The organism is Corynebacterium xerosis NBRC 16721 = ATCC 373 (assembly GCF_001552415.1).
Lineage (GTDB): Bacteria > Actinomycetota > Actinomycetes > Mycobacteriales > Mycobacteriaceae > Corynebacterium > Corynebacterium xerosis.
Map to the genome: position 1 here is coordinate 33,593 of NZ_BCRD01000003.1, position 14,859 is coordinate 48,451.

General features: G+C 69.6%; 16 protein-coding genes. 7 read left to right on the forward strand and 9 right to left on the reverse strand.

All coding sequences use genetic code 11. The annotated features are described in order from the left end of the window. Window positions 1-13 precede the first annotated feature (13 nt). Both ygfZ and CX1_RS12020 read left to right on the forward strand, forming a co-directional pair. Window positions 14-1,126: a CAF17-like 4Fe-4S cluster assembly/insertion protein YgfZ gene (ygfZ, locus tag CX1_RS05750; RefSeq protein WP_060925392.1), complete on the forward strand. Its 1,113-nt coding sequence runs from the start codon at window positions 14-16 to the stop codon at window positions 1,124-1,126. 201 nt (window positions 1,127-1,327) lie between these two features. Continuing rightward, window positions 1,328-1,504, forward strand: a complete 177-nt coding sequence (locus CX1_RS12020) for a DUF3073 domain-containing protein (protein ID WP_082719155.1) — start codon at window positions 1,328-1,330, stop codon at window positions 1,502-1,504. Window positions 1,505-1,588: 84 nt separating this feature from the next. Here CX1_RS12020 and purM read toward each other — a convergent pair whose 3' ends face one another. From purM to CX1_RS05765, 3 genes are all read right to left on the reverse strand, one after another. Continuing rightward, window positions 1,589-2,656, reverse strand: coding sequence for a phosphoribosylformylglycinamidine cyclo-ligase (purM, locus tag CX1_RS05755; protein WP_046650206.1), 1,068 nt, complete (start codon window positions 2,654-2,656; stop codon window positions 1,589-1,591). Between the two features lie 107 nt (window positions 2,657-2,763). Next, window positions 2,764-4,329, reverse strand: a complete 1,566-nt coding sequence (purF, locus tag CX1_RS05760) for an amidophosphoribosyltransferase (protein WP_060925393.1) — start codon at window positions 4,327-4,329, stop codon at window positions 2,764-2,766. Between the two features lie 53 nt (window positions 4,330-4,382). Then, window positions 4,383-4,778, reverse strand: coding sequence for a sterol carrier family protein (locus tag CX1_RS05765; protein ID WP_046650208.1), 396 nt, complete (start codon window positions 4,776-4,778; stop codon window positions 4,383-4,385). 21 nt (window positions 4,779-4,799) lie between these two features. Here CX1_RS05765 and CX1_RS05770 point away from each other — a divergent pair, with 21 nt between their 5' ends. Genes CX1_RS05770 through CX1_RS12360 form a run of 3 tightly spaced genes read left to right on the forward strand, consistent with a single transcriptional unit; the run spans window position 4,800 to window position 6,434 of the window. Continuing rightward, the gene (locus CX1_RS05770) at window positions 4,800-5,768 is read left to right on the forward strand and encodes an acyl-CoA thioesterase (RefSeq protein WP_240941732.1); all 969 of its coding nucleotides are present in this window, start codon (window positions 4,800-4,802) and stop codon (window positions 5,766-5,768) included. Window positions 5,769-5,784: 16 nt separating this feature from the next. Further along, on the forward strand, window positions 5,785-6,288 hold the full coding sequence (locus CX1_RS05775) for a DUF998 domain-containing protein (protein WP_060925394.1): 504 nt from the start codon (window positions 5,785-5,787) through the stop codon (window positions 6,286-6,288). Next, window positions 6,255-6,434: a hypothetical protein gene (locus CX1_RS12360; protein ID WP_146780722.1), complete on the forward strand. Its 180-nt coding sequence runs from the start codon at window positions 6,255-6,257 to the stop codon at window positions 6,432-6,434. Before CX1_RS05775 ends, CX1_RS12360 begins: the two co-directional genes overlap by 34 nt. On the opposite strand, the gene CX1_RS05780 is transcribed toward CX1_RS12360, so the two are convergent. Beyond that, complete coding sequence (locus CX1_RS05780) at window positions 6,409-6,825, reverse strand: arsenate-mycothiol transferase ArsC (protein WP_046650211.1); 417 nt, start codon at window positions 6,823-6,825, stop codon at window positions 6,409-6,411. The two genes, CX1_RS12360 and CX1_RS05780, sit on opposite strands and share 26 nt — an antisense overlap. Window positions 6,826-6,946: 121 nt before the next feature. Between CX1_RS05780 and CX1_RS05785 the strand changes: the two genes are divergently transcribed. Beyond that, a complete protein-coding gene (locus CX1_RS05785) occupies window positions 6,947-7,267 on the forward strand; it encodes an ArsR/SmtB family transcription factor (protein WP_211255207.1) in 321 nt (106 codons plus the stop codon). A gap of 303 nt (window positions 7,268-7,570) precedes the next feature. Beyond that, on the forward strand, window positions 7,571-9,571 hold the full coding sequence (locus CX1_RS05790; protein WP_046650214.1) for an HNH endonuclease signature motif containing protein: 2,001 nt from the start codon (window positions 7,571-7,573) through the stop codon (window positions 9,569-9,571). On the opposite strand, the gene CX1_RS05795 is transcribed toward CX1_RS05790, so the two are convergent. The 5 genes from CX1_RS05795 to purS form a co-directional block, all read right to left on the reverse strand. Further along, window positions 9,568-10,431, reverse strand: coding sequence for a cytochrome c biogenesis CcdA family protein (locus CX1_RS05795; protein ID WP_060925395.1), 864 nt, complete (start codon window positions 10,429-10,431; stop codon window positions 9,568-9,570). The two genes, CX1_RS05790 and CX1_RS05795, sit on opposite strands and share 4 nt — an antisense overlap. A 4-nt stretch (window positions 10,432-10,435) precedes the next feature. Then, complete coding sequence (locus CX1_RS05800) at window positions 10,436-11,257, reverse strand: DsbA family protein (protein WP_052753151.1); 822 nt, start codon at window positions 11,255-11,257, stop codon at window positions 10,436-10,438. A gap of 184 nt (window positions 11,258-11,441) precedes the next feature. After that, window positions 11,442-13,784 carry a phosphoribosylformylglycinamidine synthase subunit PurL gene (gene purL / locus CX1_RS05805; protein ID WP_060925396.1) on the reverse strand — a complete coding sequence of 781 codons (2,343 nt, stop codon included), beginning with the start codon at window positions 13,782-13,784 and terminating at the stop codon, window positions 11,442-11,444. A 13-nt stretch (window positions 13,785-13,797) separates the two neighbouring features. Next, window positions 13,798-14,469: a phosphoribosylformylglycinamidine synthase subunit PurQ gene (purQ, locus tag CX1_RS05810; protein ID WP_046650216.1), complete on the reverse strand. Its 672-nt coding sequence runs from the start codon at window positions 14,467-14,469 to the stop codon at window positions 13,798-13,800. Next, complete coding sequence (purS, locus tag CX1_RS05815) at window positions 14,466-14,708, reverse strand: phosphoribosylformylglycinamidine synthase subunit PurS (RefSeq protein ID WP_082719157.1); 243 nt, start codon at window positions 14,706-14,708, stop codon at window positions 14,466-14,468. Before purS ends, purQ begins: the two co-directional genes overlap by 4 nt. Window positions 14,709-14,859: the final 151 nt, after the last annotated feature.

The window sequence follows — 14,859 nt, forward strand, 5'->3', positions numbered from 1 at the left end:
CGGTCGCGTTACCATGGCGAGCGTGGCCTTCGATGAGTTGAGTCCGATCGTCCAACACGTTTCAGGGGCGGTCGCCGTCCCGGAGAGGGATCCCGGTGGCCGCGCGGGCGTCGCGTGGCATTATGGCTCCCCCCTGGTCGAACAGCGCGCCATGGTGGATTCCGCCGCGCTGGTCGACCGTTCCCACCGGCGGGTGCTGCGGATTTCCGGCCCCGACCGCCTCGAGTGGCTGAACACCCTGTTCTCGCAGAAGCTCGACGACGCCGTGCCGGGATTCGCCTCGGAGGCTCTCGACCTGGATCCGCAGGGGCGCATCCTGCACCACATGGGCGTCTCGGTCCTCGGCGATTCGGTGCTTCTCGACGTCTCCCCGCTCGGCGCGGAGTCCCTGCACCGGTTCCTGACCATGATGATCTTCCGCTCCGACGTCACCGTCGAGCACGCCGATCTGGCGATGCTCTCGGTCGTCGGCCCGGGCTCCGGCGAGGTCCTCGCCGCGGCCGGCCTGCCCGACCCGGGCGCCGGCGCGGTGGCGGTGGCCGACGACGGCACGGTGGTGCGCGGAACCGCGTGGCCGGCCGACGGCGCCCGCGACGTGTTCGCGGCGCGGGAGTCGGTGACCGCCGCCTGGGACCGCCTGGTCGCCGCGGGCGCGAAGCCGACCGGCCTGATGGCGTGGGAGGCCGAGCGCGTGGCCGCCCTGCGCCCGGAGCCGGGCCTGGACGTCGACGAGAAGATGATCCCCCACGAGTCCCCCGCCTGGATCGGCTCCGCGGTGCACCTGGAGAAGGGGTGCTACCGGGGCCAGGAGACCGTTTCCCGCGTGCACAACTTGGGCCGCCCGCCGCGCACCCTCGTGCTGCTGCACATCGACGGTTCCGATTCCGCCTCCCCGGAGACCGGGGACCCGGTGGTGGCAGGCAAGCGGACGGTGGGGCGCATCGGCACGGTCGTCGACCACCACGAGTACGGCCCGATCGCGCTGGCGCTGGTCAAACGCTCGTCGCAGGAAGGCGTCGAACTCACCGCCGGGGGCGTGGCCGTGGCCGTGGACCCGTCGACGGTGGACCGCGACGAGGCGGTGCGGCCGGGACGGGCGGCCGTCGACAAGCTGCGGGGGCGATGAGATTTAGTCGGGCGATCTAAACCCAGGTCAGAGCCCCGAACCCCTCCCGTCCCGCCGGCGTTGGCCATGACTTGCCGGGCGGGCGTCAACGTCGCGTCCCCGGATGGGCTATGGTGTCACTCAGGAATTGACGCATTAGATGATGGAGGGGCGGCCGAATCCCCGTGCCGCGCCCCGAACCTAAACATAGGGGGTCAGGCCATGGGTCGCGGCCGTGCCAAGGCAAAGCAGGCGAAGGTTGCTCGTCAGCTGAAGTACGACACTCCGGATATGGATCTGGAGCGGCTCCAGCGGGAGCTCGTGAGCAAGTCGGATGACGACGGAGCTTACGATGACTACTCCGACTGGGAAGACTGGAACAGCGGCGACAGCCGCTGACTTTCGGGACGTTCCATCGCAAAAGGGGGCGGGCCCCGGCCGATTTGGCCGGGCCCGCCCCCTTTTGGGGCGTTCGCGGGGGTTCTAGAAGCGCGGGTGGTCGCCGCGCAGCGTGGCGCGCTCCTCGTCGCCCTCGGCGGCGCGGACGACGCCGAGCTCCCACGCGCCGATGTGGCGGGCGGTGAGCATGGCCAGGGCGCGGTCGCGGTCCTCCGGCGCGACGACGGCGACCATGCCGACGCCCATGTTGAAGGTCTTCTCCATTTCCTCGCGGGACACGCGGCCCAGCTCGGCGATGGTGCGGAAGATCGGGCCCGGGGTCCAGGTGGCGCGGTCCATGTCCGCGACGAGGCCCTCCGGCATGATGCGGGCCATGTTGCCCGCCAGGCCGCCGCCGGTGACGTGGCAGAAGGTGCGGACCTCGGACTCGGCCATCAGCGCCAGGCAGTCCTTGGCGTAGATGCGGGTCGGCTCCAGCAGCTCCTCGCCGAGGGTGCGGCCGAAGTCCTCCATGTGCTCGTCGAGCGGCAGGGCCGCGTGCTCGAGCAGGACGTGGCGGGCCAGCGAGTAGCCGTTGGAGTGCAGGCCGGAGGAGGCCATGGCGATGATGACGTCGCCCTCGCGGACGCGGTCGGGGCCGAGGAGCTTGTCCTCCTCGACGACGCCGACGCCGGTGGCGGAGACGTCGTACTCGTCGGGCTCCATGACGCCCGGGTGCTCGGCGGTCTCGCCGCCCAGCAGGGCGCAACCGGCGTCGATGCAGCCCTCGGCGATGCCGGAGACGATCTGCGCGACGTGCTCGGGCACGACCTTGCCGATGGCGATGTAGTCCTGCAGGAACAGCGGCTCGGCGCCGCAGACGACCAGGTCGTCGACGACCATGGCCACCAGGTCGCGGCCGATGGTGTCGTGCTTGCCCATCGCCTGCGCGACGGCCAGCTTGGTGCCGACGCCGTCGGAGGCGGCCGCCAGCAGCGGCTTCTTGTAGTCGCCGAGCGCGAAGAGTCCGGCGAACCCGCCGAGCCCGCCGCGCACCTCGGGCCGCGTCGCCTTCTTGGCGATCGGGGCGAACAGCTCGACGGCGCGATCGCCCGCCTCGATGTCCACGCCCGCTGCGGCGTAGGACGCGCCGGTGTTCTGGTTGTCGGTCATGTCCGCTTCTCGTCTCCCGCTAGAAATGTCGGTCGGTGTTGATTGGGTGGTGCTTGGGTGTTCGTGGTGAAGGACCCGGATGCGCCGTCCAGCGTATCCGGCCCGCTTCAGGCCTGGGCGGCCTGCATGCGCGCCACGGCTTCCGCGTTGGCGTCCCCGGCGGGCAGCCCCAGCGGATACGCGCCGTCGAAGCACGCCCGGCACAGGTCCGCCGGCGCCTGCTCGGACGCCTCGGTCATGCCCTCGACGGACACGAAGCCGAGCGTGTCGGCGCCGATGGCCGTGGCGATGCCCTCGACGATGTCGCCCTCGGGCAGACCGTTGGCGATCAGCTCGCCCGGCGAGGCGAAGTCGATGCCGTAGAAGCACGGCCACTTCACCGGCGGCGACGCGATGCGCACGTGCACTTCCGCCGCCCCGGCCTCGCGCAGCATGCGGATCAGCGCGCGCTGCGTGTTGCCGCGGACGATGGAGTCGTCGACGATGACCAGCCGCTTGCCGGCGATGACCTCCTTCAGCGGGTTGAGCTTCAGGCGGATGCCCAGCTGGCGGATGGTCTGCGACGGCTGGATGAACGTGCGGCCGACGTAGGCGTTCTTGGTCAGGCCCTGCCCGAAGGGGATGCCGGATTCCTGGGCGTAACCCACCGCGGCGGGGGTGCCGGAGTCCGGCACCGGGATGACCAGGTCGCCCTCGGCCGGGAATTCGCGCGCCAGCTGGCGGCCGAGCTCCAGGCGCACCGCGTTGACGGAACGCCCGCGGATGACGGAGTCCGGTCGCGCCAGGTAGACGTACTCGAAGATGCAGCCCTTGTGCGCGGTGTCCGCGAAGCGGCTGGAGCGCACGCCGGAGGCGTCGATGGCCACCAGCTCGCCCGGCTGGATCTCGCGGACGAAGGAGGCGCCGACGATGTCCAGCGCGCAGGTCTCGGAGGCGACGACCCAGCCGTTGGCCAGCCGGCCCAGAACCAAGGGGCGCACGCCGTGGCGATCACGGGCGGCGTACAGGGTCTCGCCGTCGGTGAAGGTCAGGCAGAACGCGCCTTCGAGGCGCGGCAGCAGGCGCAGGGCCGCGTCCTCGACCTTGGTGCCGGTCGGGGCGTGCTGCCCCTTGCCGGCGGCATCGCGCTCGGCGGCGATGAGGCCGGTCTCGTGCGCCAGCAGCGCGCACATGATGTCGGAGTCGCTGGGCAGGTGATCGGAGAGGTCGACGAGGCCGTGTCCCGCGGCTTCCTCCGCCAGCGCGACGTGGTTGATCAGATTGCCGTTGTGCCCCAGGGCGATGTCCGTGCCGTCCGGCGCCATGCGGAACATGGGCTGGGCGTTCTCCCACGACGGCGCGCCGGCCGTGGTGTATCGGGTGTGCCCCACCGCGATGTGCCCCTTGAGGGCGTCGAGCGACTGTTCGTCGAAGACCTGCGACACCAGGCCCAGGTCCTTGAAGACCAGGATCTGGTCGCCGTCGCCCACCGCGATGCCCGCGGCTTCCTGGCCGCGGTGCTGCAGGGCGAACAGCCCGTAATAGGTGAGCTTGGAGACGTCTTCGCCGGGCGCCCAGACTCCGAACACGCCGCACTCTTCGCGGGGCGACTGCTCCCCGAGATCGTCGAGCGGGGACGCGGGTGACTGGGATGACGCCGGGACGGGGGAACCGTAGTTCAGGGTATCGGCCACGCCGACAAGGATAGTCGCGCCGCCGGTCCGCAGACCAAACCGGTCGGCGGGCCTCACCCCAGCCGGACCACCGGCAGCTGCTTGGCCAGCTCCCCCGCCCGCGTCCCCGACACCTCCATGACGCCGCCGCCCGCCTGCCGCGCCTCCTCGAACCCGAGCAGCCCCAACGCGAGGCGCAACCACGTTTCCGGATCGGTTTCGACGACGTTGGGCGGCGTGCCGCGGGTGTGCCGGGGCCCGTCGACGCATTGGACCGCCACGAACGGGGGCACGCGCAGTTCGACGCTGTGCCCGGGGGCCTCCTGCGCCAGCATCCGGGCGGACAGGCGCACGGCCCTGGCCACTGCGGCGCGGCCGGGCCGGACGGGCGCCGGGCCGTCGTCAAGCAACCAGTCCGCGACGGCGGCGAGTGCCTCGCGAACTTCGACTGGGTCGACCTTCTTGGACATGACCGCATTATGGTTGACGCCATGCCTTCGCCTTCGGTGACCCTCCGATTCCTCGCCGCGCCCACTGACGTGCTCATGGCCGGCTCCAACAGCGTTCACGGCGGCCGCGTGCTGCAGTGGATCGACAAGGCGGCCTACGCCTGCGCGACCGGGTGGTCGGGCCAGTACTGCGTGACCGCGTACTTCGGCCACATCCACTTCGACCGGCCGATCCCGTCGGGGCACATGGTGGAGGTGCGGTCGAAGATCGCGTACACGGGCCGGACGTCGATGCACATCGTCAACGAGGTGCTGTCCCGCGATCCGCGCGACGGCGAGTTCACGCGCGCGGCGGATTGCCTGGTCATTTTCGTGGCCATGGACGAGAACCGGAAGCCGACGCCGGTGCCCGTGTGGGAGCCGACGACGGACGAGGAGAAGCGGATCATGGAGGCCGCCCTGTCGCGCGTGGATTTGCGCCGAGACATCGAGGCGTCGATGCGGGCGCAGGTGTACACGGCGGAGTCGTCGGCCCCGGAGCTGACCACGCGTTTCCTTGCCAAGCCGTCGGACGTCAACTGGGGCGGCAACGTCCACGGCGGCACGGCGATGGAGTGGATCGACGAGGCCGCGTCGGCGTGCACCATGAACTGGGCCGGCCGCCAGACGATCGCGGTGTACGCGGGCGGCGTGCGGTTCTACAAGCCCATCCACATCGGCGATCTGGTGGAGGTCCGCGCCCGCATCCTGCGCACGGGCACCACGTCGATGCACATGAGCGTCCACGTCCATTCGGGCCATCCGCGCAAGGGCCGCGGCGGGCTGGAGCTGGCGCTGCATTCGTCGATGACGTACGTGGCCATCGACGACGATTTCAAGCCGCAGCCGGTCCCCCATTTCCAGCCGACGACCGACGAGGACAAGCGCCTCGCCGCGCACGATCTGTCGCTGAAGGAGCTGCGCGACTCGCACAAGCCGCTGCCGTTGGTCGGCCCGCTGGGTCGCGTGTAGCTTGCCGGTTCCTCGCTTGACGACGGCCCGCGTCGCCGTGTTCGCCGTCGCCGTCGCGGCGGCGGTGGCCTATTCCTCGTGGGTGCTGGAGTGGTTCCTGCCGGGCGGGGTGGATCCGCTGCGCTCGTACGCGTCGGAGCTCGCGGCGGTGGCGGAGCCGCATGGCACGCTGTTCGCGCGCGCCGACACCGCGTCGGGGACGCTGCTGGTGGCGCTGGGGGCGCTGCTGTGGTTGTGGTCGCGCCGGGGACGGCTGATCCCGGCCGGGTTGGTGCTGTGGGGTGGCGCGACCGTGGCCGATTCGTTTTTCCGCATGCCCATGGTCACCACCGTCGGCCCGGGGGCGTCGGCGGCGCTGACGGAGGCCGAGAAGTCGGCGGTGCTGGTGCATTCGCTCTGCTCGTCGACGGCGGCCGTGGGCATGGCGCTGGTCGGCGCGGGCTGTGGTTGCTCGCCCGCGACCGCGCCGGCCGCATGCTGGCCGGAGTGTTCCTGGCATTGCTGGCCATGGTGGCCGTGACGTCCGGGCTCCACGAGGTCGGCGGCCCGAACCTGTGGCTCGGCCTGTGGCAGCGCCTCTCACTGTCCGTCGCCGCGGTGGTCATCGTGACGGTCGCCGTCGCGGTGACGTCCGCGGGTTCTACAGCTCGTCGAGAAGCTTCTTGACGCGCTGATCGATCTCGTCGCGGATGAGGTTCATGCGCTCCTCCCCCTCGATGCCGCGGAGGCTGGGCTCGTCGACCTCCCAGCGCTCGACGTCAGTCTTCATGCCGTCGAATGCGGGGATCTCGGCGCCGCCGACGACGATGACGCGGTCGGCGCCGCGCATGACGGCGTCGTCGATGGCCTTGGGCGTGCCGCCGGTCATGTCGGCGCCGATCTCGGACAGCGAGGCGGCGGAGCCGGCGTTGATCTTCGAACCGGGCTTGACGCCGGCGGAGAGGACCTCGACGTCGCGGCCGGCTTCGTCGGCGCGCAGGCGCATGATGGCTTCGGCCATCTGGGACTTGCCGCCGTTGGAGTTGCAGAGGAAGTAGACGGTGGGCGTGTCGGACATGGCCGCTCCATTCGGGGTGGGGTCGCTGATACTCGGGCCCGCCGCGCGGGCGCCCGCGCGCCCCAGATTACGCGGGGGTTAGATGGCCGTCGAACTGCTTTTCCGGGGCTACGGTGGGGCCATGACATCCGATCAGTGCTGCTCCGGCACCGGCCTGCCCGGCGCCGGAGAGTCCGGGGCAGATGGCCTCGCCGCCGGGTTCCGACTCCTCGGCGACCCCACCCGCCTGAAGCTGTTGGGCATCCTCGCCGGGCGCGAGTGCGATGACGTCTGCGCCTGCGACCTTTCCGACGCCCTCGAGCTCACCCCCGCCACCATCAGCCACCACATGAAGAAGCTCGTCGACGCGGGCATGGTCGCCGTCGAGCGCCGCGGCCGCTGGGCCCACTACCGCCTCCTGCCCGCGGGTTTTGCACCGTTGCGAGCGGCGCTGGAGTTTTAAGGGCCCGGCCATCGGCTCAGGCTTGACGACGGCAGGCGCCGACATCGCCCGCCGCCAATCACCGTCGACATGGTTCGCCTTCTTGTTCCATCTCACCTCATGGAACATTGGACGGTGTTGACGTTTCAGATGGTGCGAAAAGAGTCCGAAATGTTGCCTCATGTTCGATGGAATTGAATCGAACGCATGTACCATAAATGGTGAAGCAAGGCCGGGGGAATGGCCTGGTTTCGGGGCAGATCGGCGTCAGCGATCACATGCAGGACCGCTCTTCATCAGCATCGCACCACCGGGGGAATCGACATGGCCATCGACCATGACGCATCCGAAGAAAACAACCAGCCCGACCACGACGGCAACCGAGACGAGAAGGCCCCGCCGCGCAAACGGTGGGCCACCGAGCGCGACGAACCGGTGACCACCATCGGCCGCCACCGCAACATCATGGACGTCCACTTGTCTTTGGCGGTCGCGCCCGCCGGCGACGATGACGTCGATTCGCACGTCAACTCCGTCGGCACCCGCATCGGCGTGAGCAAGGGGCGGGCGACGGCGTACTGCGATGTCGGCACGATGCTGCGTCGCATGCCCCGCATCCTGGAGTTCTGCCGCTCCGGTGCACTGCCGCATGAGAGGTTGTCGACCATCGCCAAGTCCATCGTCGCCGTCTCCGACGACAACCTTCCGGAAGTCGAGAAGAGGTTCCTCCGGTACCTGCGCCCCAGGAAGGATTTTCAGGCGTTGCCCGGGCCCCGGGTCTTCGCCCGGGAGCTCCGCCGCATCGTCGAATCCGTCGAACCCATCTCCACCCCACCCGACGAGGATGAGCCCCAACCCGTCACCGGCGAGTCCTACGGCGTCGACAACGAGTACCCGGGTGATCACGGGTCGATGGAGGTCATCATGCGCAAGGACCGTTTGGCCGAATTCGACGCCACGGTCCGGGCGATCAAGGACGCCAAGGTCAAGGCCGGGGAAGATTGCTCATACACCGATGCGATGATCGCGATGTCCCGTGGCGACTTCGCGGGAGCCAAGGTCACCATGAACATCTACGTCGACGGTGACGCCGACGAAGACGACGTCCAAGTGTGGCTCGATGGCGCCGGCTGGTTGCCGAAGTACGTCAGCGAGGAATGGCTGGCACGTGCCGCAGTTGTCCGCCTCTCCGCCGACTCGCAGACGGGCGGTTACGCGCCGACGGAGGCGCAGAAGGCCCGTGTGCGCGGCCGGGACGGGCAGTGCCGGTTCCCGGGGTGCGATGTGCCCGCCCACCGGTGCCAGGTCGACCACGTGATCAACTTCAACCCCGATGCGGCGAAGAACCCGCTGATCCACGCCAACGACCGGCACCTCCTTCCGCTGGGCGTGTACCTGGATTGGCTGAGCGGTGGCCAACCGAAGGGGACACCCGGGATGCGCACCGCAGAGGGCGCGGGTGCGGGGTATATCGCCGGCAATGACGCGAACAACCTCGGCGTGACGGCGACATGGAATTTGCAGTGCTTGTGCCAGCACCACCACAACCTCAAAACTTCCCGGCACTGGCATGCGCAGATGCACCCCGACGGCTCGGTGACCTGGTCGGACCACACCGGTGAGGCGAAGGCGACGACGGTGCCGCACGGGCCGATCGCCCACATCAAGCGTCAGACGTTCGCCCAACGGGCGACGCGGTTGGCCTCGACGATCCACGGCGACAATCTGCGCCGGATGAAGGCCGAAGCCGACGCCACCAAGGCAATGGAGCAGGCGGACATCGATGCGGCACTGCGCAGGCATGCCCGCGAGACCGCGAAGTACGAGGAGGAACTCGCGGAGTTCACCGCCGGCCCGCTCAACTCCGCCGATCCCGCAGTCGCTGCGGAAGCCCGGGCACTGGCGGACGCAGCTGATGACGGTTGGCCGAGCGTCGAGGATCCGACCTGGGATCCGACCTGGGATCCGGACAAGGAGACCTCGGACATGAAACGACGCGATGGCCGAAACGCCGCCGATGACACCACCGACGACATCTGGGCAAGTGCGCCGATGAAAAGGAACCCCGACATGATCGACGACGAATGGACCGAATGGAACCGAAAGTGCGCCGCCGGCGAATGGGAGGGGGTGGGGCCGGAAACCGGCTCCGCACCGGAACCCCAACCGGGAACGGTCTCCGATTCGAGGTTTCATCCGCACTCGGACAGCCTCCCCCGCTCCGTGTGCCGCCCCCACCGGCGGCGTGCGACGATCGACGCAGACCCGGGGTCCGCACCGGAGCCGCCCCCGCCGCTCGGCCCCCACCCCGACATCCCCTTCTAGGCCCGAGGTTCGCGAGCCGAGCGCGATGAGACACTCCCCCGCAGCAGGTACACGACCAGACCAATGGCAACGAGAACCAGCACGCCCAACACCACCCACAGATCAGTTACCGCACCCGACACGCTGGTCAGCCACTCCTGCATCGCGAATTGTTGATCAACCGTCGTCGCACCACCGAGCCCCGCGGTACCGCCGGTGACGATGAACAGCACACCCAACATCACCAGCACCACACCGGCAATGAGCGACAGCGAATTCGTGCGCACCGGGCCGATCTGCACGGGCTTCGGGCGCAACCATGACCGGGACCCGAGGTCGAACTTCTCCCACAGCAGAGCCATGAGCAGAAGGGGCGCCCCCATGCCCAATGCGTACACGGCCATCAACAAACCACCCTGCACGGGCGAGCCACCGGCCAAAGCGACGGTCAGGATCGCTCCGAGCAACGGCCCCGAACAGAACCCCGCCAGCCCGTACACCGCACCGAGCACCGCGACGTTGAGGATCCCGGTCCCCCGGGCCGCGCCACCGACGCGGCCGCCGTCGACTCCGCCACCGACGCGGAAACCTCCGCCGAGCGCCGTGAACACGCCCAATGCGATCACCACCAGCCCAGCGATCAATGTCACCGTCCCCCGATGAATGGTCAGCAACGACCCGATCGCGCCGATGCCCGCGCCCATCGGCACCAGCACGGCGATCATGCCCAGGTAAAACACGACCGTGCGCTGCACGAGCTTTCCCACGCCATCGAAGGCGTAGGCGAAAAACGATGGCAACAGCAGCGCCGAGCACGGGCTGAGCAGCGACAGCAGTCCGCCCAAGAATGCGCCCGCGACGCCGATGGATCCCACTCCCATGCGGCTACTCCGCCGGCTCGACCGGCGTCCGCAGGTGCTCCGGCAGCTGCGATTCGATGGCTTCGACGAACGTCTCCAGCGGCTGCGCGCCCACGATCACGCCGGCGCCCACGATGAACGTCGGCGTCGAATTCACGCCGTACAGCGAACCCTCTTCGGCGTCCTTGGCGATCGCCTCGTCGAAACGGTCCGACAGCATGTCCCCGCGGAACTTCTCCAGGTCCGGGATGCCGGCCTGCTCGGCGAAGGCCATCAACGTCTGCTCGTTGAGGTCCGCATGCCCGCGCTCGGGGGCGGCGGCCATGACGACGCGGTGGAAATCTTGGAACTTGTCCTGCTCTGCGGCGGCCCGGCCGGCACGTGCGGCGACCATCGACTCGTCGCCGAAGATCGGCATGTCGCGCCACTCGATGCGCAGCTTGCCGGTGTCGACGTAGTCCCGCACCAGGGCCGGCTCCATGTCGCGGGCGAACTTCGCGCAGAAGGGACAGCGCCAGTCCGAATAATTGACCAGTACGACCGGCGCATTCACCTCGCCCATGGCCATCCGGTCGCCGGCGTCGCGGCGGGCGAGGAAGCTCAGGCCCTCATCACCCGAACCGGCGTCCGCATCCGGGGTGCCGCCCTGGCCGGATGCCGCATCACCGCCCGCATCGGTGGTCGCGGCGCTGTTCGCCGAGCCAGAGCCGGAGCCCGATCCCGAGCCGCCCCACATCATGTATCCGCCGACGCCGATGATCAGCAGAACGACCACCACCAGCGCGATCACCGCCGGCACCATCCCGGGCGCGGCCTTGCTGCGGCGAGTGGTCGGGGTATCGCTCATGGGATCTCCGGTTTCGTGTCTGCTCGGATACTGCTCGGGTACTGCTCGGGTACTGCTTTGCGACGGCCATCTCCCCGCCGTCCGCTGCATCATTCGAATGCGCCCCACGGTATCCCACGGGCGCACGAAAGTGGGGCCACCCCCTTCACGGGAATGGCCCCACTGGTTCGGCGAACGGCCGTCGCTACTCCGCCTCGACCACCGAGTTCGCACCCACGGCGTGGGCGAACAGGTTCGGCAGGGTGTCGCGCCAGGCGGACTCCGCCTCGGCGAGCGGGATCTCGAAGGAGATCTCGCCACCGGAGACGCGGATGACCTTTTCGGCGTCGCCCGTCAGCACGCGGCCGATCTTCGCGAACGGCACGCCCACCTCGGCCGCGCGGGCCTCCAGCTCCGCGGCGTCGGCCTCTCGGACGGCCACGAGGGCGCGGGACGCCGACTCGGAGAACAGGGCCACGAACGGGTCGGCCGAGACGTCGTCAAGCGAAATCTCGATGCCGACGCCCGACTGGACCGCGGCCTCGACGACGGCCTGCGACAGGCCGCCCTCCGACAGGTCGCGCGCGGCGGTGGCGAAGTGCTCGCCGCGGGACTCGATGGTGCCGTGGAAGAACTGCGTCAGCTTGTCCTCGTCGGCCAGGTCGATGGCCGGCGGCATGCCGCCCAGCGCATCGTGGGCGACCTGCTGCCAGATCGAACCGCCCAGCTCGTCGGCGGTGTCGCCGAGGAGGTACAGGACCTCGTCGTCGGCGCCGTCCTGCGCGAGGCGGTTGCCGATGATCTTTTCCACGTCCTCCACGATGCCCAGCACCGCGATGACCGGGGTCGGCAGGATCGGCTCGTCGCCGGTCTGGTTGTAGAACGACACGTTGCCGCCGGTGACGGGCACGTCCAGCTCGGCGGCGCCGTCGGCCAGGCCGCGGACGGCCTCGGCGAACTGCCACATGGCGTCCGGGTTCTCCGGCGAGCCGAAGTTCAGGCAGTTCGACACCGCGTACGGCATCGCGCCGGTGACGGACACGTTGCGGTGCGCCTCGGCCAGCGCCAGTCGGACGCCCGTGCGCGGGTCGAGCTTGGTGTAGCGGCCCGACGCGTCGGTGGAGATGGCCACGCCGCGGCCGGTCTCCTCGTTGACGCGCAGCACGCCGGCGTCGGCGTGCTTCGCGGCGACGGTGTTGCCGCGCACGTAGCGGTCGTACTGCTCGGTGATGTGCGCGCGCGAGCACAACGCCGGCGAGGCGGCGAGGTCCAGCACGGTCTTGCGCAGCTCGTCCGACGACGACGGGCGGGCCAGCTCCGGGTCCGCCTGCAGCGCGTCCTGCCACTCCGGGCGGGCGTACGGGCGGTGGTAGGTCGGGCCCTCGTCGGCGATGGTCTTCGGCGGGGCGTCGACGACCGTCTTGCCGCCGTGGGTGATGACCAGGTTGGTGCCGTCGGTGACCACGCCGATGTCGGACGCGATGACGTCCCACTTGGCGCAGATGGCCATGAACTCGTCCATGTCCTCCGGCTTCACCACGGCGCACATGCGCTCCTGGGACTCCGACGACAGGATCTCCGCGGCGGTCATGTTCTCCGCGCGCAGGTGCACGTTGTCCAGGTTGACCTCCATGCCGCCGTCGCCGGCGGCCGCCAGCTCCGACACGGCGCAAGACAGTCCCGCGCCGCCGAGGTCCTGGATGCCGACGACGACGCCGGCCTTGTACAGGTCGAGGCAGCACTCGATGAGCACCTTCTCGGCGAACGGGTCGCCGACCTGGACGGCCGGCAGCTTGCGCTCCGCGCCCTCCTCGAAGGTGTCCGACGCCAGCACCGACACGCCGCCGATGCCGTCGAGGCCCGTGCGGGAGCCGAAGAGCACGACGCGGTTGCCGGTGCCCGACGCGAACGCCAGGTGCAGGTCCTCGACCGGCAGCACGCCGACGCACAGCGCATTGACCAGGGGGTTGCCGGCGTAGGACTCGTCGAAGACGGTCTCGCCGCCGATGTTCGGCAGGCCCAGGCAGTTGCCGTAGCCGCCGACGCCGGCGACGACGCCGGGCAGCACGCGCTGCGTGTCCGGGGCGTCGGCCGCGCCGAAGCGCAGCTGGTCCATCACGGCGACCGGGCGGGCGCCCATGGCCATGATGTCGCGGACGATGCCGCCGACGCCGGTGGCGGCGCCCTGATACGGCTCGACGTAGGACGGGTGGTTGTGGGACTCGACCTTGAAGGTGACGGCCCAGCCGTCGCCGATGTCGACGACGCCGGCGTTCTCGCCGATGCCGGCGAGCATCTTCTCCTTCATCGCGTCGGTCGTGGTCTCGCCGAAGTAGCGCAGGTGCACCTTCGACGACTTGTAGGAGCAGTGCTCGGACCACATGACGGAGTACATGGCCAGCTCGGCGTCGGTGGGGCGGCGGCCGAGGATCTCGCGGATGCGGGCGTACTCGTCCTCCTTCAGTCCCAGCTCGGCCCAGGGCTGATCCAGCTCGGGAGTGGCGGCGGCGTTGTCGACGGTGTCGTCGTGGACGTTGATGTCGGTCATGGCGATCCTCCCTTTACGCGCCGATGGTGGAGACGGCGGACAGGAACAGCTCGAGACCGTCGAGCGACGGGCCGGTCAGCGCCTCGACGGCGTGCTCCGGGTGCGGCATGAGGCCCACGACGCGGCCGTCGGCGCTGCACACGCCGGCGATGTCGTTGATGGAGCCGTTGGGGTTCTCGACGTAGCGGAACACCACGCGGCCCTCCTCCTCCAGCTCGCGGATGGTATCGGGGGCGGCCTGGAAGCGGCCCTCGCCGTGCTTCGAGGGGATGAGGATCTCCTGGCCGGCCGACAGCGACGACGTCCAGGCGGTGTCGGAATTCTCGACCTTCAGGTGCAGGTCGCGGCACACGAAGTGCAGGCCCTCGTTGCGGGTCAGCGCGCCCGGCAGCAGGCCGGACTCGGTGAGCACCTGGAAACCGTTGCAGATGCCCAGCACGGGCATGCCCTTGCCGGCGGCGTCGATGACGGAGCGCATGACGGGCGCCAGCGCCGAGATCGCGCCGGTGCGCAGGTAGTCGCCGTAGGAGAAGCCGCCCGGGATGACGACGGCGTCGACGCCCTTCAGGTCGGCGTCGGCGTGCCACAGCTCGACCGGCTCGGCGCCGGCCAGGCGGGCGGCGCGCAGCGCGTCGACGTCATCGAGCGTGCCGGGGAAGGTGATGACGCCGATCTTGGCGGTCACTTGCCCTCCCCGCGCACGACCTCGAAATCTTCGATGACCATGTTGGCCAGCAGCGTCTCCGCCAGCCGGCCGAGATCTTCGTCGGTGACCGAATCGTCGACCTCGAGCTCGAATCGCTTGCCCTGGCGAACGTCGGACACCCCGGAGACGCCGATGCGCCCCAGAGCCCGGTGGACGGCCTGGCCCTGCGGGTCGAGGATCTCCGCCTTGGGCATCACATTGACAACTACACGCGCCACGTAAGTGCTCCTGTTGTTTGGTGGGAAGCCCCGCCTGGTCGCGGGACGCATATCCGGGGTCAACTCTACTAGGCGGCGGGGCGATCCCCACCCGCCGCTATCCTGTCGGCATGACCGACGCCCGCGAACCCCGCCGTTTCGGCCCCGTGCC

What these genes read in the sequence shown, in the direction of transcription:
- CX1_RS05780 (WP_046650211.1), bottom strand. Translation starts at nt 6,825, where the DNA reads ATGTCCGACACGCCCACCGTCTACTTCCTCTGCAACTCCAACGGCGGC.
- purM (WP_046650206.1), bottom strand. Translation starts at nt 2,656, where the DNA reads ATGACCGACAACCAGAACACCGGCGCGTCCTACGCCGCAGCGGGCGTG.
- purL (WP_060925396.1), bottom strand. Translation starts at nt 13,784, where the DNA reads ATGACCGACATCAACGTCCACGACGACACCGTCGACAACGCCGCCGCC.
- CX1_RS05765 (WP_046650208.1), bottom strand. Translation starts at nt 4,778, where the DNA reads ATGTCCAAGAAGGTCGACCCAGTCGAAGTTCGCGAGGCACTCGCCGCC.
- ygfZ (WP_060925392.1), top strand. Translation starts at nt 14, where the DNA reads ATGGCGAGCGTGGCCTTCGATGAGTTGAGTCCGATCGTCCAACACGTT.
- CX1_RS05790 (WP_046650214.1), top strand. Translation starts at nt 7,571, where the DNA reads ATGGCCATCGACCATGACGCATCCGAAGAAAACAACCAGCCCGACCAC.
- CX1_RS12020 (WP_082719155.1), top strand. Translation starts at nt 1,328, where the DNA reads ATGGGTCGCGGCCGTGCCAAGGCAAAGCAGGCGAAGGTTGCTCGTCAG.
- CX1_RS05795 (WP_060925395.1), bottom strand. Translation starts at nt 10,431, where the DNA reads ATGGGAGTGGGATCCATCGGCGTCGCGGGCGCATTCTTGGGCGGACTG.
- CX1_RS05770 (WP_240941732.1), top strand. Translation starts at nt 4,800, where the DNA reads ATGCCTTCGCCTTCGGTGACCCTCCGATTCCTCGCCGCGCCCACTGAC.
- CX1_RS05785 (WP_211255207.1), top strand. Translation starts at nt 6,947, where the DNA reads ATGACATCCGATCAGTGCTGCTCCGGCACCGGCCTGCCCGGCGCCGGA.
- CX1_RS05800 (WP_052753151.1), bottom strand. Translation starts at nt 11,257, where the DNA reads ATGAGCGATACCCCGACCACTCGCCGCAGCAAGGCCGCGCCCGGGATG.